Raw genomic sequence first — 20,442 nt, forward strand, 5'->3', positions numbered from 1 at the left:
CTCCTGGCGCGCCGTTTGTCATTCCCCTGGTCGCGTCGCCCCTGTATCCGAACGCGGTGAGCGAACCCGCAGAACCGGGGTATTGACCGAGGTGGTGTTCGACCGGCTCTCGCGCCAGACGACGAAGACACCAGATGCGATGATGATGCTGGCGCCGACGGCAACCCAGCCGTCTGGCTTTTCGCCGAAAAACGCCATGCCAAAGATCGTAGCCCAGATGATCTGGCTGTATTGGCTGGGGGCGATGACCCCCGCTGGCGCGGCACGATAAGCCAGAATAATCAGGTGTTGGGCAATGACAGAAAACACTCCGACCAGTGCCATCATGGCCAGATGCAACAGGGACGGAGGCTGATAAACGGCCGGTTGCGCGATGCTCATAACCACTATAGCCAGCAGCATCGGATAAAGGATCAGAACGGCCGAGCGTTCCTCATTGCCGATCTTACGGACCAGAACCGACGCGAACGCGCTGCAGAACGCGGCCGTCAGCGCCGCCAGATGGCCTAGCGTGATGTCCGTGGTACCCGGGCGCAGAACGATCAACACGCCGATCAGGCCCACGCCAACCGCGGCCCAACGCTGGGCGCGGACCACCTCGCCCAATATGGGGATCGACAGGACCGTGACGATCAGCGGGAAAGAGAACAGGAGTGAATATACCTCGGCCAAAGGCAGGACCGAAAAGGAATAAAATGCGCAGGACATGCCTGTGACCATCAACCCCGACCGCAGCAGGACCAGCCAGGGATGGTGCGGAAGGAAGTTGCCGGTAGAGCGGTCTGTCAGGATTGTCACGGCCATCGGCACAAAGGAAAACAGCGTGGCAAAAAAGATGATTTGCATCACCGAATAGGTTCCGCCCAGCACCTTGATCAGAGCATCGTGGCTGGCAAAGACAGCAAAGCCCAGAAACGCATAGCCAAGGCCCCTGAGGGTGGTGTTTTGAGTGCTCATGGGTTTGACCTTGGGCAGCGGAATGGTGGGTTCATCCGTTGCATAAACCCATTTTTCAGAGTCTGATAGCCTTTATTTTACCGCTAACATGACTACCGGCCATGATCTGAGATCATCGCAGGATCGGTGGCGCGTCCTTTGGCTGGCGCGCGGATTGTACACCCACTTTCATCCCTACGCCGATGCGCCGGGCCAGCGCCACCCAGGGCAGCGCGGTTTCTGCGGGCAGGGTGCTATGGGCCACCTCCTCGAACAGGTCCAGCCAATGATCGAACAATTCGGGCCTGATATCAGGCCTTTCGATGTGAATACGCTGCGGATTTCCGTCATAACAACGCTCATGCAGAATGGCGTTGCGCCAGAACGCGGCGATCTTGTTCTCGTGCGGGGGCCAGTCGCTGACATGGTTTGCAAAGACCGGCGCCAGTGCCTCGTCCTGCCGGACGCGGGCGTAGAATGCGCTCACCTGCGACATGATCTGTTCAGCGGTGGCGGGAAACCTCGGAGGAATTCCTGGGCGGGCAGGAGAGGTAGGTTTGGACATGGGCGTTCCGAAACTGAATTGCGTCCCGTTCAGATCGGATTGTAGCCGGTGCTGTCAAGCCACGGCGCGTATATCTCGCGCTGACTCAAAGAAGCGTTTGCGCAGGAAACGGGTCGGTTCCCCTCGCCGGGTCAGGCATCTTTTGTACAAAGAAGGAGACCTAACATGCACAAAATATCCGCCCTCCCCACCGCGCAGGTGCAGGCCTATCGCCAAGGTGCGCCTGATGGTTATGGCAACCCGCCCGAACGGGCGATATCGAACGGGGAAGGAAACCCCTGCCGTCATTGCCTGACCTATATTCCCAAGGGAAAGGAAATGCTGGTGCTGGCCCACCGGCCCTTTCCAGCGACACAACCTTTTGCTGAAACCGGGCCGATTTACCTTTGTGTAGAGCCTTGTCAGCGCTATGAGGATCTCACCAACCTGCCCGAGGCGCTGACCGCCTCACCCACTTATCTGATTAAAGGGTACGGATCGGACGACAGGATTGTTTACGGCACCGGGATCATTACGCCGCAGGCGGAATTGCAAAACGTTGCCGGGGATATCTTTGCCCGCGCGGATGTCGCCTATATCCACATCAGATCCGCGTCGAATAACTGCTATCACGCGCGGATCGACCGCGCCTAAAGCTTAACCCGGTGCAATCCCCGGCGCGGCTGATCAAGATCAGCTGCCGGGACATCGCCCGCCCGGGTCGAGGTCAGGGCCAGGAACACATCCTCAAGATCCGCTTCTTCGGTGCGAACGTCCCGGATACGGATGCCCACGGCCCTGACGGATTCCAGAACCTGTTCGGCACTGGTCTGGGCACTGCGATAGCGCAGCACCAAGCTGCCATCGTCGCGCAGTGTGGCCTCGACTCCCTCGGTCGCAGGCAGTTCAGTGACGGGGCCATCCGGAATAATTACCATCGTCCGGCCATCCATGCGGCTCAGCAGGTCTGCCGTGCTGTCCTGTGCGATCTTTTCGCCATGATTGATGATGGCGATCTGGTCGCACATCTCCTGTGCTTCTTCCAGGTAATGCGTCGTCAGGATGATGGTCATGCCCTGCTGGTTTAGCTTGCGCACGTTGGCCCAGAGCATTTGGCGCAGCTCGATATCCACGCCCGCTGTGGGTTCGTCCAGAACCAGCACTTTGGGGTTATGCACCAAAGCCTTGGCCAACAGCAACCGGCGCCGCATCCCGCCGGACAGGGTGCGGGCATAGGCCTCGGCCTTGTCGCTGAGGCCAACCAGTTCGAGGATTTCATCACTGCGCCGCTGCGCCTTTGGTACACCATATAGGCCAGCCTGAACCTCCAAAGCACCGCGCGGGGTAAAGAACGGGTCCAGGTTCAGCTCTTGCGGCATAACGCCGATGGCAGCGCGAGATTGGCGCGGGTTGCGGTCTTGGTCATGACCCCAGATCGACACATGGCCCGCAGACTTCACCACCAACCCGGCCAGAATGTTGATCAGGGTTGATTTCCCGGCCCCGTTCGGCCCCAGCAATCCAAAGACCGAACCGCGCGGGATTGTCAGGTCGATGCCCTTCAGCGCCTGCTTTTCAGGCTGGCCCTTGCTGCCGCGATAGGTCTTGCGCAGCCCTTCGATCCTGATTGCCGCATTGTCCATGTGGCTCTTGCCCCCGGTTTGCTCATCGCTCATAAACGCACCTAATGCATGCCCGCGAGGCCGACAACCAGTGAAGGATCGCCAGCCGTGACAATCGAAGCGCCGGAAACCAAGATCGTCGAAACCTCTCGTGTCGCCTGTGATGGCGGCGAAGGTGCATTGGGCCACCCACGTGTTTGGTTACAAATCCCCGAAGACACCGGCTGGGTCGAGTGCCCCTATTGCGACTGCAAATTTGTCTTAAAAGGGCACGAGGCCAGCGCCTGATTGTGCAAAGCCGCGGGCAGGTTTGGCCTCTGCCTGATCATTGGAGCTGTTGGCTATTTTCTGGCCGCCGCTATCGGAATGCTTCTAACCGGATCGGGAAATCGGGCGCAGGGCGATGATACGATCGAAATCGCCTGGTCAGCGGGCCGATCTACAGGCCTCCTGGCTGCCGGGTTTTTCCAACCACAATCAGTTTTAAGGCCAAAGGGTGTTTCAACGCGCTGCGAACCTGCCATGTCTGGGCCGGTGAGGTGCTGTGGTCCGCGAATGAAGACTTCGGCACATGGGTGCCATTGCCTTACTCGATCACTTTGTCCTGCTTGATAAACCAATCAGGCAAGGTCTAACCTGCCCAACTAATGTCGTGTTCTGACGATAGCTTTGCGCCGGCTCAATGGAGGAAGTGTGTTGATGGACGCCAGTATCCAAAATACCAACCAACCGGTCTTCGGATGGATTGGTTTTAGTGTTTCCGCGATGGCCCTGTTGGGCGCCCTGTTCCTGTTTTGGGCTGGGCCATTCGCACCGCAACAATCGACTGGCGTGTCGTTAGGAGAGCTTGCAGCCGAGCTTGGAAAATCCACCCTGCGCTCGGCCGCCGGGCTCGACCAGCCCGAGCCTGTAACGCCCTCACGGGACCTGGACGACTTTCTGCAGATCGGCGTGGCCCTTTTGGGAGGATTGGCCGTCATCCTGTCGGCCATAGGCATTCTGCGCCACGAAAAACTGCGCCCGGCCATTGCGGGTATTGCAATCGGCATCGGCGCAATCCTGTTTCAGTTCTTTGCTTTTGCGTTTTTCGCTTTCCTCGGTGTGCTGGTCATTATGGCACTGCTCAACAGCTTTTCGGATGTATTTGGCGGCCTGTTCGGCGGATAGTTCACCTTCTGTACTGGTCACCCGTGCGCCCCTGTGGCAGAACCATCCCTGACCGACATGGAGCGCGCGCATGAGCAATTTCGGAAAAGGGTGTCACCTTCATCTTATTGACGGATCGGCCTTTATCTTCAGGGCCTATCACGCGCTGCCGCCGCTGACGCGGAAGTCAGATGGGTTGCCGATTGGGGCCGTGTCTGGCTTTTGCAACATGCTGCAGAAATATGTCGAAGGAAACACCGGGCCAGACGCGCCGACCCATGTGGCGGTGATTTTCGACAAGGGCTCTCATACGTTCCGCAATGACATGTATGACCTCTACAAGGCCAACCGCGAGGCCATGCCCGAGGATCTGCGCCCTCAGATGCCCCTGACCCGCGAGGCGACCCGCGCTTTTAATATCGCCTGCAAAGAGCTTGAGGGCTATGAGGCCGACGACATCATTGCCACCCTTGCCATACAGGCGCGTGAGGCCGGTGGTCGCGTCACGATCGTCAGTTCCGACAAGGACCTGATGCAGCTGGTCGGCGATGGGGTCGAAATGCTGGATGCGATGAAGAACAAACGCATAGACCGCGATGGTGTGTTCGAAAAATTCGGCGTCGGGCCGGAACGTGTGGTGGACGTGCAGGCGCTGGCCGGGGACAGCGTGGACAATGTGCCGGGGGCCCCGGGCATTGGGATCAAGACGGCGGCGCTTTTGATCAATGAATTTGGTGATCTGGAAACCCTGCTGGACCGCGCCGAAGAGATCAAACAACCCAAACGCCGCCAGACCCTGATCGACAAACGCGACCAGATTGAGCTGTCGAAAAGACTGGTGCAGTTGGATGAGAATACGCCGCTGGATTTCACCTTAGACGATCTTGAGGTGCAAGACCCTGAACCGGACACTCTGCTGGGCTTTCTGGCTGAGATGGAGTTCCGCACCCTCACCAAGCGTATAGCGGACAAGCTGGGGGCCGAGGCACCGGTGATTGCAGACGCGCCTGCGCCCGTTACAGATGTGGCCGAGGCTGAAGACATTCCATTCGACGCGTCGAAGTATGAATGTGTCCGCGACGCGGGGGCTTTGCAGAAATGGATAGACCAGGCCTATGAGCGTGGCTGGGTTGCAGTGGACACCGAGACCACCGGGCTGAACGAGATGATCGCAGATCTGGTTGGCATTTCGCTCTGCATTGAGGCGGGCGAGGCCTGCTATATCCCATTGATCCATCGTCAAAGCGCCACAGACGATCTGTTCGGGTCGGGCGCGCTGGCCGAGGGGCAAATGCCGATTGAACAGGCTCTAACACTAATAAAACCGATGTTAGAGGACCCGTCGATCCTCAAGATCGGGCAAAACATGAAATACGATGCCAAGATTTTTGCCCGCTATGGCGTCGATGTGGCGCCGATTGATGACACGATGTTGATGTCCTATGCGATGCATGGCGGCGAGCATGGGCATGGCATGGACACCCTGTCCGAGCGTTATCTGAACCACAAGCCGATTCCGATCAAACCGCTGCTGGGATCCGGCAAATCCGCGATCACCTTCGACAAGGTTCCGATTGACGAGGCCACGGCCTATGCCGCCGAGGACGCCGATATCACCCTGCGGCTGTGGAAACTGTTCAAACCTCAGCTGCATCAGGTTCAGGTAACGACCGTCTATGAAACGTTGGAGCGCCCTCTGGTGCCGGTTCTGGCCGAAATGGAGATGCATGGCATCAAGGTTGACCGCGATGTCCTCAGCCGCATGTCCAACGCTTTTGCCCAGAAAATGGCCGGGTTAGAGGCTGAAATCCACGAATTGGCTGGTGAAAGCTTCAATGTCGGCTCGCCCGCTCAGCTGGGCGAGATTCTGTTCGACAAGATGGGTCTGGAAGGCGGCAAGAAGGGCAAGACCGGTAAATATTCAACCGGGGCCGATATCCTTGAGGATCTGGCGACCGAGCATGAATTGCCGCGTCGGGTGCTGGATTGGCGTCAGCTGTCGAAACTGAAATCGACCTACACGGATGCGCTGCAGACCCATATCAACCCCGATACAGGCCGGGTGCATACATCCTATTCGATCACCGGGGCCAATACGGGTCGTTTGGCCTCGACCGATCCGAACCTGCAGAACATCCCCGTGCGCACCGAAGAAGGCCGCCGTATCCGTGAAGCATTTATTGCCGAGCCGGGAAATGTGCTGGTCAGCCTGGATTATAGCCAGATCGAGCTGCGCATTCTGGCGCATATTGCCGATATTCCGGCCTTGAAGCAGGCGTTTACCGATGGGCTGGACATTCACGCCATGACTGCGTCGGAAATGTTCGACGTGCCGCTGGATGAGATGACGCCGGATATTCGCCGTCAGGCCAAGGCGATCAACTTCGGTGTGATCTATGGCATCTCGGGTTTTGGTCTGGCGCGCAACCTGCGCATTCCACGGGCCGAGGCGCAGGGCTTCATCGACCGCTATTTCGAACGCTTCCCCGGCATTCGGACCTATATGGACGACACCGTCGCCTTTGCCAAAGAGAATGGCTATGTGCAGACCCTATTCGGGCGCAAAATCCATACGCCTGAGATCAATGCCAAGGGGCCGCATGCCGGATTTTCGCGTCGGGCAGCGATCAACGCTCCGATTCAAGGCACCGCGGCCGACGTGATCCGCCGCGCGATGGTGCGGATGCCGGATGCGATCCATGGGTTGCCCGCGAAAATGTTGCTGCAAGTGCATGACGAATTGCTGTTCGAAGTATCCGAGGACGCCGTTGACCCGCTGATCGACGCGGCGCGCGACGTGATGGAGGGGGCCTCGGACCCAGCGGTGAAACTGGATGTGAAACTCAGCGTTGATGCGGGACAGGGCGCGAATTGGGCCGAGGCGCACTAGCGCCGCCGTTCATCAAGCCCTGCGGGCCCTCTTCGCGGCGGGTCAGCCCTGTGGTCTGATCATGCGGTTGACCATTCGTTGCACGCTGGGGCCCAGCAGTAGGATAACTGTGAACGCGATGGGCCAGGAGAAAGCCCATGAGCCCATCCAGTCGCCCAGCGTCGCGGGACCGAAGCCGACGGCCTTGGCCGTGGCGATACCGGTGACGATGCAGGACATCATGCCTGACATGATCAGGCTGAACAGGGCGCGGGCATAGCGGGCAGGGATCATCCGGACATCCTTGGTGTGAGGTAGCAATGATCTGCGCCATTTTTCCGGGTAATACCAGTGCGAGCGGACAATCAAAGGTGCATCCAGCCGAGCGTCTCGGCGGTACGTTGGATCGAGGGCTGATATTCGGCACTGACCCAGCCGGTGTAGCCGCTGTCATCAATCGCTCGGAACAACTCGGCAAAATTCATCTCACCTCGACCGGGTTCTGAGCGATCCGGTGCCGCTCCAATCTGGGCATGCACGATGCGGGTTTGGAACTGCTGCCAGACCTGCAACGCGTTGCCATGGATCATCTGGGCGTGAAAACTGTCATATTGCAGGCCAACATTGGGCCGGTTCACACGATCCAAAACCTCGGCGGCCAGATCGTAAGAGTTCAGGAAATATTCAGGCTGCGACACCGGGTTGAGCGGTTCGATCGTGAACGGCTGTTGGGGCGCGTGGTCTGCTGCCCATTGCAGGTTTTGAACAAAGCAATCCATAGCATCCGCGCCCGAAGAATATCCGGACATGATGTGGATTTTTTCGGGCCGCAGCACCTGAGCATAGCGTAGAACACGGCGGATGTCGGACTGGAACCGCGCCTCACCGCCCGGAACGGCTGCATATCCGGGAGTGCCGCCGGTGTAGTTGGGTGGTGGCGCGTTGATCAGCACCAGGTCGAGCCCGTTAGCCAGTAGAGCACGGCGGGTTTCCTTGGTAGCCAGATCATAGGGAAACAGAACCTCAACAGCCTTGAACCCGGCCTGCGCGGCGGCCTGAAACCGGTCGAGATAGGGCAGTTCGGCAAAGAGCAGTGAGATATTTGCAGCGAATTTGGGCATGGATGGCCTTTGCGTGTCTGTTCGCCGGACCATATCGGTCGGGTGATTTCAGCGAAAGGGACTGAAAACGACAGATTGTCGAAAATCGGCCAGATCACCCGGTTTAATTCAGTGACGTTCTGGACAATGCGGCGAATCATTTCTGGCGCCGCTTTGACCAGAGGTATGACCCATGGCAATGAGCCCTGACCCCGTGCGCGGGACCGATATTTCTATGTCCGCCGACCGCAACTCCGCCTTGTCTGGCAACGGGTTGGCGGTTGCCTCGATGCTGGCATGGGCCGCAGGCTTTCCGGCGGCAGAGGTCTTGTTGCAAAGCTGGTCGCCGGTGGGCTTGCTGGCGGCACGTCTGGGTCTGGCGGTTCTGGTGCTGCTGCCGATCTGGCTGATGCTGGACGGTCCCAGCCGTATTCTAAGGGCCAGATGGGGATGGGCGATGATTGTCGGAGCGTTTGGCTTTGGCTGCCCGATGTTCCTGCTGATCCTGGCGCAAAAGCTGACCGATCCGGTAACCGTCGTCATCATCGCCTCTTGCGCGCCACTAATCGCAACCCTGCTGGAGCTTAAGGCGGGCACACGTCGGCTGAGCTGGAATTTTGGCCTAGGCGTTCTGGTTTCAATTATCGGCGGGCTGATCGCCACCAGCGCCGTCGCCCCGGCGCAGCTGGGCCTTGGGGCCTTATGCGCGGTCGTGTCGGTCGTCTTTTTCAGCTGGGGCAGCATGACCACAGCGCGCGATTTTCCCGAACTCAGCCAGACCGGGCGCGCGACGATCACGTTGATCGGGGGCTTTGCCATGGCCGTGATCTTGTGCTTTGCCGCTGGGCTGCTGGGTATGGATGTGGTGCCTAAGGTTGCGATTGACGGGCAGCAGATCGGGATGCTGGGGATTTACGCGCTGATTTCGCTGGGGCTGAGCCAGATCCTGTTCGTTGCTTCGGTTGGAAAGCTGGGCGTGGCGCTGGCCTCATTCCATATGAACATCGCGCCATTTTACGTGATGCTGATCATGATTGTGCTGGGGGATGAGTGGAATTCAACCCGCGCACTGGGCGCGGGCATCGTGGCGGTCGCCGTTGTTCTGGCGCAGGATCGCAGGCCGCGCTCAGCCCAGATCGGCTGAGCGGATCAGCGGAAAGAACTGACCTCCCGACCACACCCCGAACCAGTCTTCATGATCGGTGCCGATCTCGACCAGTCGGTAAAAGCTTTTGCGGTCAATGCGCGCCTCTAGATTTGCGCGGATCAGGATATAGGGCGAGGGTTCCTGGGTCTTCGGATCAAACTCAACACGGATCGGGTGATCCGGTCCGGCCTTGGCCGTGTCACCCACATGGGTGCTGAAAGTCAAAATCTGCGCCGCGCCTGAGCCTGTGGCATCAAAGTCGACAGCGACGAACGGGACATCCTCGACCGTGATTCCCACCTTTTCGACCGGCGTCACCAGATAATATTTGCCCTCTTCTTTCTTAAGAATTGAGGAAAAAAGCTTCACAAGCTCGAACCTGTTGATGGGCGAGCCTAAATAACTCCAAGAACCATCTTTTGCGATCCTGATGTCCAGATCGCCACAAAACGGGGGATTCCACAGGTGAACAGGGGGTAAATCCCGTGTTTTCGCGGCTTTGACTGATGCCGCAATGCCATCAGGAGAAGGTGTCACAGGGATTTGTCCGCTCATTACTTTTGCCATTTCCTTTTCGCGCGATACACTTCAACCATACTCGTCCACGGAAGGGAAAGTCATGAGCGAACCTGCCGACCTCGTATCCGAGATCGAAGCGCTGGAAACTAAACTGCAAGAGGCCAAGGCCTCGATCACCCGACGCTTTATCGGGCAAGAGCGGGTCGTGGATCTGACGCTGGCCGCGCTGTTATGCGGCGGGCACGCATTACTGATCGGATTGCCAGGGCTGGGCAAGACCCGGCTGGTTGAGACTTTGTCGACCGTGATGGGCCTGCATGGCAACCGTATCCAGTTCACGCCGGATCTGATGCCGGCTGATATTCTGGGGTCCGAGGTTCTGGATACGGCCGAGGATGGCAGTCGCCACTTCCGGTTCATTCCCGGACCGATCTTCTGCGAATTGCTGATGGCGGATGAGATCAACCGCGCCAGCCCGCGCACACAGTCGGCCTTGCTGCAAGCGATGCAGGAACGCACCGTCACCGTCGCGGGCGAGGATCGTGCGCTGGATGAGCCGTTTCACGTGCTGGCCACGCAAAACCCGATTGAACAAGAAGGCACCTATCCGCTGCCCGAGGCGCAGTTGGACCGCTTTTTGGTGCAGATTGACGTAGAATACCCGGATCGTCAGACCGAGCGGGATATCCTTCTGGCCACGACCGGTGTCGAAGAAGACGACGCCCATCAGATTTTCACCAAAGAGGAATTGCTGGCGGCGCAACTTCTGTTGCGCCGGATGCCGGTTGGCGAGTCTGTGGTCGAACTGATTCTGGATCTGGTCCGCGCATTCCGCCCCGGCGAAGCAGGCGTGTCCGATCGTGTGGCCGAAACCGTGGCCTGGGGCCCTGGCCCCCGCGCGGCGCAGGCGTTGATGATGACGGTGCGTGCCAACGCCATGTTGCAGGGGCGAATGGCCCCCAACGCCGAAGATGTTCTTGAGATGGCCCGCCCGGTCCTCAGCCATCGTATGGCGCTGAACTTTGCGGCACGGGCGCGCGGTGACAGTCTGGCCGATCTGATTGACTCGACTGCACTTGGGTTGATCCGAACCGAGGCTGCGGCGTGAATGCCGGGCTGACCCTTCGTGAAAGATCCGAGGCCGAGGCATCTCGGTTGCCGCCCCTGTTGGCGCGGGCGGAACACCTGGCCGGAACCGTCCTGCTGGGTGACCATGGGCGTCGCCGATCCGGGATGGGCGATGATTTCTGGCAATACCGCCCGGCACAGGTTGGCGACAGCCGCCGGATGATTGACCACCGCCGCTCGGCCCGTGGCGATCAACAATTTGTGCGCGAACGCGAATGGCAGATTGCCCAATCGGTGATGCTGTGGGTGGATCAGGGCGCGTCGATGCGCTTTGCCTCGGACGCTTCGCTGCCCACCAAGGCGGATCGCGCGCGTTTGCTGGGGCTGGCAACTTCGATCTTGCTGGCGCGTGGTGGTGAGCGTGTGGGCCTGACGGGCACAACCCTGCCGCCCCGGCGCGGCAATGCCCAGATCATCCGGCTTGCGCAGGCCTGGTCCGAGGATGATCGAGCCGACTATGCGCCACCCGAGCACCGCGCCATGATCCCCCATGCGCGGGCGGTGTTCATCTCTGATTTTCTTGGCCCGATGGAAGAGGTTGAACTGGCACTGTCCAAAGCTGCGGATCGTGGCGTGCGCGGGGTGGTCCTGCAGGTGCTGGATCCCGGTGAAGAGAATTTCCCCTATCGCGGGCGCACCATTTTCGAAAGCGTTGGCGGCTCGGCTCGGCATGAAACGCTCAAGGCTTCTGATCTTCGTGACCGGTATCTTGCGCGCCTTGCCGAACGAAAAGATGCCTTGATGCGCTTGTGTCGGGTGACGGGATGGCAACTGGGGTTGCACCACACTGGCGACAGCGCACAGGCGGCTCTGTTATGGCTGTATCGCGCTTTGGACGGGGGCAGAGTATGACGGTTTTGGCTGGGATAGGCTTTACCGCGCCTTGGGTGTTGCTGGGATTGCTGACCCTGCCCATCCTGTGGCTGGTCCTGCGCGCTGTGCCGCCTGCGCCGATCCGGCGAATGTTTCCGGCCGTAACGCTGCTGCTGGGGCTGAAGGACGACGAGAGTGTTTCGGATCGGACACCATGGTGGCTGCTGCTGTTGCGAATGCTGGCGGCGGCGGCGATCATTATCGGTCTGGCCGGGCCGGTTTTGAATCCCTCGCGGGATCAGGTGGGTTCGGGGCCGCTGTTGTTGGTGCTGGATGCCAGCTGGGCAGGTGCAAGCGGCTGGCCATCGCTTCAGGACCAGCTTGATACGCAGCTGACCGAGGCCGGACGCGCCGGACGCACGGTGGCCTTGCTCAACTTGACGGAGCCAGAAGCCCCAGTCTTTCAGGCCGCCGAAGCGTGGCGGGGTCGGCTTCCGGGGGTGACTCCGATGCCCTGGCAACCAACTCAGCTGCAGATGGATCAGGTGCTCGATGTGCTGGATCAGCTTGATGGTGGTTTTGATACATATTGGTTCAGCGACGGTCTGGAATTTGCGGGTCGGGAAACGGTTCTGGCTGCGTTGCAATCGCGCGGGGAAGTGACCGTGTACCAGTCAGGCTCGCCTGTTTATGCGATTCTGCCCGCCGCCTATCAGGATGGTGTCATTCAACTGACGGCCCAACGCGCCACTGCTGGTCCGGAAAACACCCTGACTATTTTGGCACAGGGGCGCGATCCGGCGGGCGCAATGCGGGTTCTGCAATCCGCCAATATCGTCTTTGCTGAAGGCGAAACGCTTGCTCAGGTGGAGCTGGCGCTGCCCTCGGAACTACGGGCCAGAATCACCCGGTTCGAGATTCAGGGCCAGCGGTCGGCGGGTGCCGTAACGCTGACCGATGACAGCCTGCGCAGGCGTGAGGTGGCCCTGCTTGCGGGCAGTTTGAACCGTGAAGGGTTAGAGCTGTTGTCGCCGCTGCATTATCTGACACAGGTTTTGGTCCCGACCGCGGATTTTGTCGAGGGCGGCCTGATGGATGTGTTGCCCGCCAATCCGGATGTGATTGTTCTGGCGGATGTGGCGAAATTGGCCGAAGCGGAACAACTGGCGGTGACCGAATGGGTCGAACAGGGTGGGCTGCTGTTGCGCTTTGCCGGGCCGCGCATGGCCGCCAGCGATCTGGGGCGGGATGTCGAGGATACCTTGCTGCCGGTGCGCCTGCGCAGCGGTGGCCGTTCGGTCGGCGGCGCGATGAGCTGGGGTGAGGCCAAAGGTCTGGCTCCGTTCCCCGAAACGTCTCCTTTCTACGGGCTGCGCGTGCCATCGGATGTTTCCGTGACCACGCAGGTCATGGCGCAACCAGACCCTAATTTGGCCGATCGGGTGATTGCATCGCTGACGGATGGCACGCCTCTGGTCACGCGCAAGGCCTTGGGGCTGGGGCAGGTGGTGCTGTTCCATGTCACCGCTGATGCCGAATGGTCGAGCCTTCCCCTCTCGGGCCTGTTTGTCGAGATGCTGGACCGGCTCGCCGTTGCCTCGGCTGCGAAATCCCGGGAAGAATCGCAACTACAGGGCACGACCTGGGAACCGCTGCAGGTCATGGATGGGTTCGGAGGTTTGTCGGATGCGGATAACCTGGCCGGTGTCGATGGGGTTGATCTGGCCTCGGGCGCAATCGGGCCGGACCTGCGGCCGGGCCTGTATGAAAGCGGTAAGCAGAAGCTGGCACTGAATGTGCTGGACGCGGACTCGGTTCTGATGCCCGCTGTCTGGCCATCCGATGTGCCCATCAAAGGGCAGGAAATCAGCGCCGAAACGCCGATCGGGGGCATTTTGCTTAGCCTCGCGCTGATCTTGCTGACGGTGGACGTTATTGCGTCACTTCTGTTGTCGGGGCGACTTGGGCTGGCCCGGGCCGCGGCGATGGCGCTGAGTGCGTTGCTGATTGCACCTGACCTTCAGGCACAGACGCCCGAGGAAACCGATTTTGCCCTGATGGCAACGCAAGAGCTGGTACTGGCTCATGTCATGACTGGAAGCGCGCAGGTTGACGATATCGCGGGCGCCGGGATGCGTGGCTTGGCGCAAACTTTGTTCTTCCGCACTTCGGTCGAACCGGCAGAGCCCATCGGCGTTGATCTGGAACGGGACGAGCTGGCGTTTTTCCCGCTGCTGTACTGGCCGATCACGCCGGAACAGCCGCAACCCTCGGACGAAGCCTATGCCAAGCTGAATGCCTATCTCCGCTCGGGCGGCATGATCCTGTTCGACACGCGCGACGCGGATGTGGCGCGTTTCGGTGCAGCCAGCCCCAATGGCCGCAAGCTGCAACAACTGGCCGCCCCGCTGAATATCCCTTCGTTAGAGCCTGTTCCGGATGACCATGTTCTGACGCGGGCCTTCTATTTGCTGCAGGATTTCCCGGGCCGATATGCCGGTACCGAGATTTGGGTCGAAGCCGCCCCGCCGGATGCGGAACAAATCGACGGCATGCCGTTCCGCAACCTAAACGACAATGTGACCCCGGTAGTGATCGGCGGGAATGACTGGGCCGGAGCCTGGGCCGTCGACCGAAACGGGCAGGCCCTGTTGCCGGTCGGGCGCGGATATGCCGGTGAGCGGCAGCGGGAATTGGCCAATCGGTTTGGCGTCAATCTGGTGATGCATGTGCTGACCGGGAATTACAAATCGGATCAGGTCCATGTGCCTGCGCTGCTGGACAGGTTGGGACAATGACCGGAACCGTTATCTTTGACCCTCTGATTCCGTGGCCCGTTCTGATGGTCGTTGCCGCGATTGCCATATCAGGCGTTGTTCTAGCTCTGTGGCGGGGCCTGTCTGGCTGGGCCTTGCGCGGGTTGGCCGCCCTGGTCGTGATCGCGGCCATGGCGGGGCCTGTCTATCAGATCGAAGATCGCACTCCGCTGACCGACATCGTGGTGATGATCGAGGATGAAAGCGCCAGCCAGACCCTGTCCGATCGCGCGGAACAGACCGCACAGGCCGCTGCCGAACTGGCGGCCGAGATCGACGCGCGCGACAATACCGAGCTGCGCCGGATCCGGGTGGGTGACAGCGATGGGGATGAGGGCACACAGGTCATGGCTGCGCTGAACAAAGTCCTGGCCGAGGAACCCCGTGCGCGCATTGCGGGGATCCTCGTGGTTTCGGATGGGATCGTGCATGACGTTGATCAGGCCCCTGACCTGCCTGCACCGATGCACTTGTTGCAGACTGGGCGGGCCAGCGACTGGGACCGCCGTCTGATCGTCCGCAATGCACCGGCTTTTGCCATTATCGGAGAGCCGGTCACGCTGACGTTGCGGGTTAAAGATAGCGGCGCAGTTCCTGTTGCGGCTGCGAATGCGCCCTTGGAAATTTCGGTTGATGGCAATGCGCCAGAGCATTTCACCATTCCAATCGGTGTCGATGTCGAGCTACCGGTCAAGCTGTCCCATGGCGGGCGGAATGTCATCCAGTTTACCGTACCCGGCGTCGAAGGAGAGTTGACCGACCGCAACAACACCGCACTGATTCAGATGAACGGTGTGCGCGACCGTCTGCGGGTGCTGCTGGTTTCGGGTGAACCGCATCCCGGTGGACGGACCTGGCGGAACCTTCTGAAATCCGACAGCTCGGTCGATCTGGTGCATTTCACAATCCTGCGACCGCCTGAAAAGCAGGATGGTGTGCCTGTGGACGAGTTGTCTTTGATCGCTTTTCCGACCCGCGAGCTGTTTCTGGAAAAGATCAACGATTTCGATCTGATCATCTTTGATCGCTATAAGCGGCGCGGTATTCTGCCTGCGGTCTATCTGGAGAATGTCACCAATTACATCAATGATGGTGGTGCGGTTCTGATTGCGGCTGGTCCTGATTTTGCCAGCGCCGACAGTATCTTCCGCTCGCCGCTGGCGCCGATTCTTCCGGCGCAGCCCACCGCGCGGGTCATCGAAGAACGCTTTGTGCCCACAGTTACAGATATGGGGCACCGGCACCCGGTGACCACGGATCTGGGCGATTCCGAGCATTGGGGTGCATGGTTGCGCCAGGTTGATGTCCTGTTCCGATCAGGTGAAACGCTGATGACCGGCGTCGATGACCGGCCGCTGCTGGTGCTGGACCGGGTCGGAGAGGGGCGCGTGGCAATGCTGGCCTCTGACCACGCTTGGCTCTGGAGCCGTGGCTTCGACGGCGGTGGTCCGCAGCTTGAACTGCTGCGGCGATTGGCACATTGGATGATGAAAGAACCCGAGCTTGAGGAAGAGGCTCTGTGGGCCGAAGCAAATGGTCAAATCATGCGCGTCATCCGTCAAACCCTGGGGGATGACGTCGGAACAGTTACCATCACGCAGCCCAATGGCGAAAAACTTGAGGTGACGCTGAACGAAGTTTCTCCGGGGCGGTTCGAAGCTCAGATCTTCGGCCCCGAGATTGGCCTCTATCGTCTGCAAGAGGGTGAACATTCGGCGGTGATTGGGTTGGGCCCTGCGGCCCCCAAAGAATTTGAGCGTACGATTGCTACCGATCAGATCCTTGAGCCGGTTCTGGCCGAATTGCGCGGCGGTGTGATCCGGGTCGAGGACGGTTTGCCTTCGATCCGCAATGTCCGCGCTGGGCGGCCAGCATCGGGGCGCGGTTGGATCGGGCTGACCCCGCGCGATGCCTACCAGACCAGCTCTGTAACACAGGCTGGTGTTCTACCGCCCTGGCTGGTGCTTTTGCTGGCCGGTGGGTTCCTTCTGGCGGGTTGGCTGCGTGAAGGTCGGCGTTAGGTCATTCGACCACAACGCTGATTGTGCCCCAGCCGCCAGCATCATGTCATGGTAAAGCACCGTTTGAACCGGCTTTGCTGCGTCAGGTTTGTCGTGTAATCCCACACAATTTTTTGATCTGAGCGCCTGTAGCGCATTCAGAAACAGCAGATTTTGCGTTGAGTAGGAAAAGGCAGGTACCGGCGAGGCTGGCTGTTTTGGACGTTTGCGGCCTCTGAGCCTGCCATTGGTCTGTGGCAACAGGTAACGGCTTAAACACTTTTTCACGCTCTGTCGGGATGCTGTGGGCAGATTGTACCGGGATCACCTTTGATGAGTCTTGCAACCAAACTGGCACAGGAAAGACGCGCACGGCTTGCCGCTGAACGTCTGCTGGAGATGAAACAGGCCGAGCTATCAGCGGCCAACCGGAAATTGGGCCTGCACGCGATGGCTCTGACCAAACGCATTGGTGAAACGCGGGCCGAGGTTGAGACGGTGCGCGATGAAAATGAAAAAGTTAAATCGGACCTGACATTGGCCAATGCCAAGATCGAAGTGGCCGAACGGCGGCTATGGCATTCGATCCAGACCTTCCCAGACGGGTTTGCATTCTTCGACGAAGAGAGCCGGTTGATCGGGGCAAATGCCTCATATTTCAGCCTGTTTGAGGGGCTGGATGAAGTAGCGCCCGGCATCAGCTATGGCAGAATTCTGGAAACCCTCACGCAGGAGGGTCTGATTGATACCGTGGACGAGGCTCAGGATGATTGGCGCGCCAGGATGTTGGCCCGTTGGAAGTTGTCCAACCCGCCGTCTGAAATCGTCAAGCTGTGGAACGGGCTCTATATCAAGCTGATTGATCAACGCGGTGGAGGTGGCGATGTGGTCAGCCTTGCGCTTGATATAACCGCCTCGGTCCGGCATCAGGCCGAACTGACCGCTGCGCGCGAACGGGCCGAGGCCGCAAACCGCGCGAAATCTGCATTCCTGGCCAATATGAGCCATGAAATCCGCACACCCATGAACGGTATTGTTGGCATGACCGAGTTGATGACCGAAACCGCGCTGGATGAAGAACAACGGCTCTATCTCAACACGATCCGCAATTCCGGTGAAGCCTTGCTGGTGATCATCAACGATGTTCTGGATTACTCGAAGATTGAGGCGGATAAGCTGGTCCTGCACCCCGAACAGTTCGATTTCGAACGCTGTATCCTTGAGGTGGCGATGCTGCTGCAGCCCAGTGTTCGTGACAAGGGCTTAAGCCTTTTAGTCGACTATGACCTGTTTTTGCCAACCCTGTTCGTGGGCGATCCGGGCCGGGTGCGTCAGGTCTTGACCAATCTGGTTGGCAACGCGGTCAAGTTCACCGCGGAAGGGCATGTCTTGATCCGCGTCACGGGGGTCCCCCGCGCGGAGGCCCAGGCCTGTGATATTCATGTTGCCATAGAAGATACCGGTATCGGTATTGCCGAGGATAAAGCGGCGCATATCTTTGGTGAATTCAATCAGGTCGAGGATGAACAAAACCGACAGTTTGAAGGGACCGGGTTGGGTCTGGCCATCACCAAACGACTGATCAAATTGATGGACGGTGCCATCTGGGTCGAAAGCGAGCCGGGCCAGGGGTCCTGTTTTGGATTTCGGATAACGCTGCCGACGGTCGAAGGTCCGCAACCTGCCCCCCCGAATCTGGAAGGATGTCTGCGCCATGTGGTCGTGGTTGAAGATCTGGCTGTCAATCGAGCGATCCTGTCAAAGCAACTTGGTCGCCTGGGTGCCAAGGTTACCGAATGTACCACCGGAACCGAGGCGCTGGCTACGCTTGATGACACGGTAGATCTGGTGCTGTGCGATCACGATCTGCCGGACATGGACGGGCTGGATTTGGCGGCCACGATAAAGGGCCGGGGGTGGACAGATACCTCTGTCGTGGTCATGTCGGCCAACCCCGGCGTGATTCATGCTCATCCGGCCTGCCAGCTAATTGACGGAGTGTTGCAAAAGCCGATCCCTCGTTCAGAATTATATGCACGTCTGACCGCTCTGGGACGATCAGCGGATTCGATATCGAATGGTTCCGACACGCAAAACCCAACGGTTGCGCAGGTCAGACCGATTGCCGAGGATCAAAGGCTCATGCGGGTTCTGGCTGCTGAGGACAATAAGACCAACCAGCTGATCCTTCGCAAGATGGTCAAGGATCTGAACATTGATCTTCGCTTTGCGGGCAACGGGCTTGAGGCGGTCGCCGCCCATCTGGAATTCGACCCGGATTTGATATTCATGGATATCTCGATGCCCGGAATGGATGGTAAACAGGCCACAGGTGAAATCCGCCGCCGCGAGGTCGAAACCAATCAGCACGTCCCGATCGTAGCCCTGACCGCACATGCAATGAGCGGAGATGATCAGGGTATTTTATCGGCTGGATTGGACTACTACCTGACCAAACCGCTGCAAAAACAGAAAATCCACCAGATGATCCTTGACCATTGGCCAGACGGGACGCAACCGGTTCTTGATGACGAAACCCGAGCGATCTAGGCTGCCGACATGACTGATGACCGTGGATTTCACCCCCGCGCGCTGGGCGAGATTGCCATTCGCTGCGCAGATATGGCCGCTATGGTGCAGTTCTATGAACAGGTGATCGGCCTGCAGCGTCTGAGCGGTGACCATGACAGCGCTATAACCTTCTTCCGGATAGCCGAGGGGTTTGGCGGCCATACGCAAGTTCTGGCCCTGTTTCACCACAGCACCGCGCCACGACCGGGGCAACATCGGGCCGGTGCAGAAGATCCCGTAACTGGAGCGGGATCGTCGCTGCATCATATCGCATTGTCGCTGCCCTTCGACGAGCAGGCGGCGGTCATGAGTTGGTATGACAAGATCGGCCAACCCTATCGCGTCGAGCAGTTCGAATGGGTTGGTTGGCGCGGAATTTTCACCGAAGACCCGGAAGGCAACACAGTTGAACTGGTCTCTTACGACCCGTCGATGATGGCTGAGGCCTGATAGGGCCGGATAAAGACCGGCTTGTCGTTCTCTGACAGGTCAGGGCGGTATTCATAACCGCCCGAGTCGAACTCTGTCAGGCTGGCGGGATCGGACAGACGGTGTTGAATGACATAGCGTGCCATCGCCCCGCGTGCCTTTTTGGCAAAGAAGCTGACGATCTTTGGTGTGCCGCCCTTGTCTTCCATGAAGACCGGCGTGATGACCCGTAATTTCAGCGCTTTGGGGTCTACTGCACCGAAATATTCCTGACTGGCGCAATTCAACAGCACATCGCTACCGATCCCGGCTGCCTGAGCGTTCAGCGCCTTGCTTAGTTGGTCGCGCCAATAATCGTACAGGTTCTTGCCGCGCCGGGTCTTCAGCCTACTGCCCATCTCAAGCCGATAGGGCTGAATGGCGTCCAGTGGACGCAATATGCCATACAGTCCGGACAGGATACGCAGGTGGTCCTGGGCCCAGGCCATCTCTTCCGCATCCAGCGAAGTCGCTTCGAGCCCCTGATAGGTGTCTCCGGCAAAGGCCAGTGCGGCCGGGCGTGTCGCCACAGCATCGGGGGCGTCCGAAAAGGCGCGATAACGGTCGCGGTTCAGACGAGCCAGATCATCGCTCAGATCCATCAGCTTTTTCAGGTCGCCCAGCGTTAGATTGCGGGCGGTTTTCGACAGGCGGATCGCGTCATCCTGAAAGTCGGGTTGCGTGACCTCAGCATTCCGTTCTGCCCAATCCAGCCGTTTGGCCGGGGAAATCACTACCAGCATAGTCGCCCTCGTTTCTTGCC

Annotated in this window: 18 protein-coding genes; 11 read left to right on the forward strand and 7 right to left on the reverse strand. The window is 59.3% G+C overall.

Features of this window, described 5'->3' with window-relative positions; translation table 11 throughout:
• Positions 1-18 precede the first annotated feature (18 nt).
• Positions 19-957 carry a DMT family transporter gene (locus AC2FIP_RS14145; RefSeq protein ID WP_496706935.1) on the reverse strand — a complete coding sequence of 313 codons (939 nt, stop codon included), beginning with the start codon at positions 955-957 and terminating at the stop codon, positions 19-21.
• A gap of 112 nt (positions 958-1,069) precedes the next feature.
• The gene (locus tag AC2FIP_RS14150) at positions 1,070-1,501 is read right to left on the reverse strand and encodes a group III truncated hemoglobin (RefSeq protein ID WP_142638539.1); all 432 of its coding nucleotides are present in this window, start codon (positions 1,499-1,501) and stop codon (positions 1,070-1,072) included.
• Positions 1,502-1,666: 165 nt separating this feature from the next.
• Here AC2FIP_RS14150 and AC2FIP_RS14155 point away from each other — a divergent pair, with 165 nt between their 5' ends.
• A complete protein-coding gene (locus AC2FIP_RS14155) occupies positions 1,667-2,134 on the forward strand; it encodes a DUF1203 domain-containing protein (RefSeq protein WP_496697916.1) in 468 nt (155 codons plus the stop codon).
• Here AC2FIP_RS14155 and AC2FIP_RS14160 read toward each other — a convergent pair.
• Positions 2,131-3,123: an ABC transporter ATP-binding protein gene (locus tag AC2FIP_RS14160; protein WP_496678519.1), complete on the reverse strand. Its 993-nt coding sequence runs from the start codon at positions 3,121-3,123 to the stop codon at positions 2,131-2,133. The genes AC2FIP_RS14155 and AC2FIP_RS14160 overlap by 4 nt on opposite strands.
• A gap of 87 nt (positions 3,124-3,210) precedes the next feature.
• Between AC2FIP_RS14160 and AC2FIP_RS14165 the strand changes: the two genes are divergently transcribed.
• The 3 genes from AC2FIP_RS14165 to polA all read left to right on the forward strand — a co-directional run bounded on the left by AC2FIP_RS14165 (position 3,211) and on the right by polA (position 7,138).
• On the forward strand, positions 3,211-3,390 hold the full coding sequence (locus AC2FIP_RS14165; RefSeq protein WP_142638543.1) for a zinc-finger domain-containing protein: 180 nt from the start codon (positions 3,211-3,213) through the stop codon (positions 3,388-3,390).
• Positions 3,391-3,801: 411 nt separating this feature from the next.
• Positions 3,802-4,269, forward strand: a complete 468-nt coding sequence (locus tag AC2FIP_RS14170) for a hypothetical protein (protein WP_496786914.1) — start codon at positions 3,802-3,804, stop codon at positions 4,267-4,269.
• A gap of 70 nt (positions 4,270-4,339) precedes the next feature.
• Positions 4,340-7,138 carry a DNA polymerase I gene (polA, locus tag AC2FIP_RS14175; RefSeq protein ID WP_496786916.1) on the forward strand — a complete coding sequence of 933 codons (2,799 nt, stop codon included), beginning with the start codon at positions 4,340-4,342 and terminating at the stop codon, positions 7,136-7,138.
• A 42-nt stretch (positions 7,139-7,180) separates the two neighbouring features.
• Here the strand turns inward: polA and AC2FIP_RS14180 are convergent, their stop codons facing one another.
• Together AC2FIP_RS14180 and AC2FIP_RS14185 are read right to left on the reverse strand one after the other, a co-directional pair.
• Complete coding sequence (locus AC2FIP_RS14180) at positions 7,181-7,411, reverse strand: DUF2798 domain-containing protein (protein WP_496786918.1); 231 nt, start codon at positions 7,409-7,411, stop codon at positions 7,181-7,183.
• A 71-nt stretch (positions 7,412-7,482) separates the two neighbouring features.
• Positions 7,483-8,238, reverse strand: a complete 756-nt coding sequence (locus AC2FIP_RS14185; protein WP_496786920.1) for a hydroxypyruvate isomerase family protein — start codon at positions 8,236-8,238, stop codon at positions 7,483-7,485.
• A 178-nt stretch (positions 8,239-8,416) separates the two neighbouring features.
• On the opposite strand from AC2FIP_RS14185, the gene AC2FIP_RS14190 reads away from it, so the two are divergent.
• Complete coding sequence (locus AC2FIP_RS14190; RefSeq protein WP_281973329.1) at positions 8,417-9,361, forward strand: DMT family transporter; 945 nt, start codon at positions 8,417-8,419, stop codon at positions 9,359-9,361.
• On the opposite strand, the gene AC2FIP_RS14195 is transcribed toward AC2FIP_RS14190, so the two are convergent.
• Entirely contained in the window at positions 9,344-9,919 is a 576-nt protein-coding gene (locus AC2FIP_RS14195; protein WP_281995727.1) for a DUF1285 domain-containing protein, read from the reverse strand. The genes AC2FIP_RS14190 and AC2FIP_RS14195 overlap by 18 nt on opposite strands.
• Before the next feature lie 64 nt (positions 9,920-9,983).
• On the opposite strand from AC2FIP_RS14195, the gene AC2FIP_RS14200 reads away from it, so the two are divergent.
• From AC2FIP_RS14200 to AC2FIP_RS14225, 6 genes are all read left to right on the forward strand, one after another.
• Positions 9,984-10,991, forward strand: a complete 1,008-nt coding sequence (locus tag AC2FIP_RS14200; RefSeq protein WP_496786922.1) for an AAA family ATPase — start codon at positions 9,984-9,986, stop codon at positions 10,989-10,991.
• The gene (locus tag AC2FIP_RS14205) at positions 10,988-11,863 is read left to right on the forward strand and encodes a DUF58 domain-containing protein (RefSeq protein ID WP_496786924.1); all 876 of its coding nucleotides are present in this window, start codon (positions 10,988-10,990) and stop codon (positions 11,861-11,863) included. Before AC2FIP_RS14200 ends, AC2FIP_RS14205 begins: the two co-directional genes overlap by 4 nt.
• Positions 11,860-14,622, forward strand: a complete 2,763-nt coding sequence (locus tag AC2FIP_RS14210; RefSeq protein ID WP_496786926.1) for a DUF4159 domain-containing protein — start codon at positions 11,860-11,862, stop codon at positions 14,620-14,622. The genes AC2FIP_RS14205 and AC2FIP_RS14210 overlap by 4 nt, the downstream gene beginning before the upstream one ends.
• Positions 14,619-16,661, forward strand: a complete 2,043-nt coding sequence (locus AC2FIP_RS14215; protein WP_496786927.1) for a hypothetical protein — start codon at positions 14,619-14,621, stop codon at positions 16,659-16,661. Before AC2FIP_RS14210 ends, AC2FIP_RS14215 begins: the two co-directional genes overlap by 4 nt.
• 312 nt (positions 16,662-16,973) lie before the next feature.
• A complete protein-coding gene (locus AC2FIP_RS14220) occupies positions 16,974-19,190 on the forward strand; it encodes a response regulator (protein ID WP_496786929.1) in 2,217 nt (738 codons plus the stop codon).
• A gap of 9 nt (positions 19,191-19,199) precedes the next feature.
• Complete coding sequence (locus tag AC2FIP_RS14225; protein ID WP_496786931.1) at positions 19,200-19,661, forward strand: VOC family protein; 462 nt, start codon at positions 19,200-19,202, stop codon at positions 19,659-19,661.
• Here the strand turns inward: AC2FIP_RS14225 and yaaA are convergent.
• On the reverse strand, positions 19,631-20,422 hold the full coding sequence (gene yaaA / locus AC2FIP_RS14230) for a peroxide stress protein YaaA (RefSeq protein WP_496786933.1): 792 nt from the start codon (positions 20,420-20,422) through the stop codon (positions 19,631-19,633). The genes AC2FIP_RS14225 and yaaA overlap by 31 nt on opposite strands.
• Positions 20,423-20,442 lie beyond the last annotated feature (20 nt).

This window comes from Ruegeria sp. CDSB114, assembly GCF_059611025.1.

Bases quoted from the DNA above. Each gene is read 5' to 3' on its own strand.
- AC2FIP_RS14210 (WP_496786926.1), top strand. From the start codon at position 11,860: ATGACGGTTTTGGCTGGGATAGGCTTTACCGCGCCTTGGGTGTTGCTG.
- AC2FIP_RS14215 (WP_496786927.1), top strand. From the start codon at position 14,619: ATGACCGGAACCGTTATCTTTGACCCTCTGATTCCGTGGCCCGTTCTG.
- yaaA (WP_496786933.1), bottom strand. From the start codon at position 20,422: ATGCTGGTAGTGATTTCCCCGGCCAAACGGCTGGATTGGGCAGAACGG.
- AC2FIP_RS14185 (WP_496786920.1), bottom strand. From the start codon at position 8,238: ATGCCCAAATTCGCTGCAAATATCTCACTGCTCTTTGCCGAACTGCCC.
- AC2FIP_RS14150 (WP_142638539.1), bottom strand. From the start codon at position 1,501: ATGTCCAAACCTACCTCTCCTGCCCGCCCAGGAATTCCTCCGAGGTTT.
- AC2FIP_RS14190 (WP_281973329.1), top strand. From the start codon at position 8,417: ATGAGCCCTGACCCCGTGCGCGGGACCGATATTTCTATGTCCGCCGAC.
- AC2FIP_RS14170 (WP_496786914.1), top strand. From the start codon at position 3,802: ATGGACGCCAGTATCCAAAATACCAACCAACCGGTCTTCGGATGGATT.
- AC2FIP_RS14180 (WP_496786918.1), bottom strand. From the start codon at position 7,411: ATGATCCCTGCCCGCTATGCCCGCGCCCTGTTCAGCCTGATCATGTCA.
- AC2FIP_RS14225 (WP_496786931.1), top strand. From the start codon at position 19,200: ATGACTGATGACCGTGGATTTCACCCCCGCGCGCTGGGCGAGATTGCC.
- AC2FIP_RS14220 (WP_496786929.1), top strand. From the start codon at position 16,974: ATGAGTCTTGCAACCAAACTGGCACAGGAAAGACGCGCACGGCTTGCC.
- AC2FIP_RS14160 (WP_496678519.1), bottom strand. From the start codon at position 3,123: ATGGACAATGCGGCAATCAGGATCGAAGGGCTGCGCAAGACCTATCGC.
- AC2FIP_RS14195 (WP_281995727.1), bottom strand. From the start codon at position 9,919: ATGAGCGGACAAATCCCTGTGACACCTTCTCCTGATGGCATTGCGGCA.
- AC2FIP_RS14145 (WP_496706935.1), bottom strand. From the start codon at position 957: ATGAGCACTCAAAACACCACCCTCAGGGGCCTTGGCTATGCGTTTCTG.
- AC2FIP_RS14155 (WP_496697916.1), top strand. From the start codon at position 1,667: ATGCACAAAATATCCGCCCTCCCCACCGCGCAGGTGCAGGCCTATCGC.
- AC2FIP_RS14200 (WP_496786922.1), top strand. From the start codon at position 9,984: ATGAGCGAACCTGCCGACCTCGTATCCGAGATCGAAGCGCTGGAAACT.
- polA (WP_496786916.1), top strand. From the start codon at position 4,340: ATGAGCAATTTCGGAAAAGGGTGTCACCTTCATCTTATTGACGGATCG.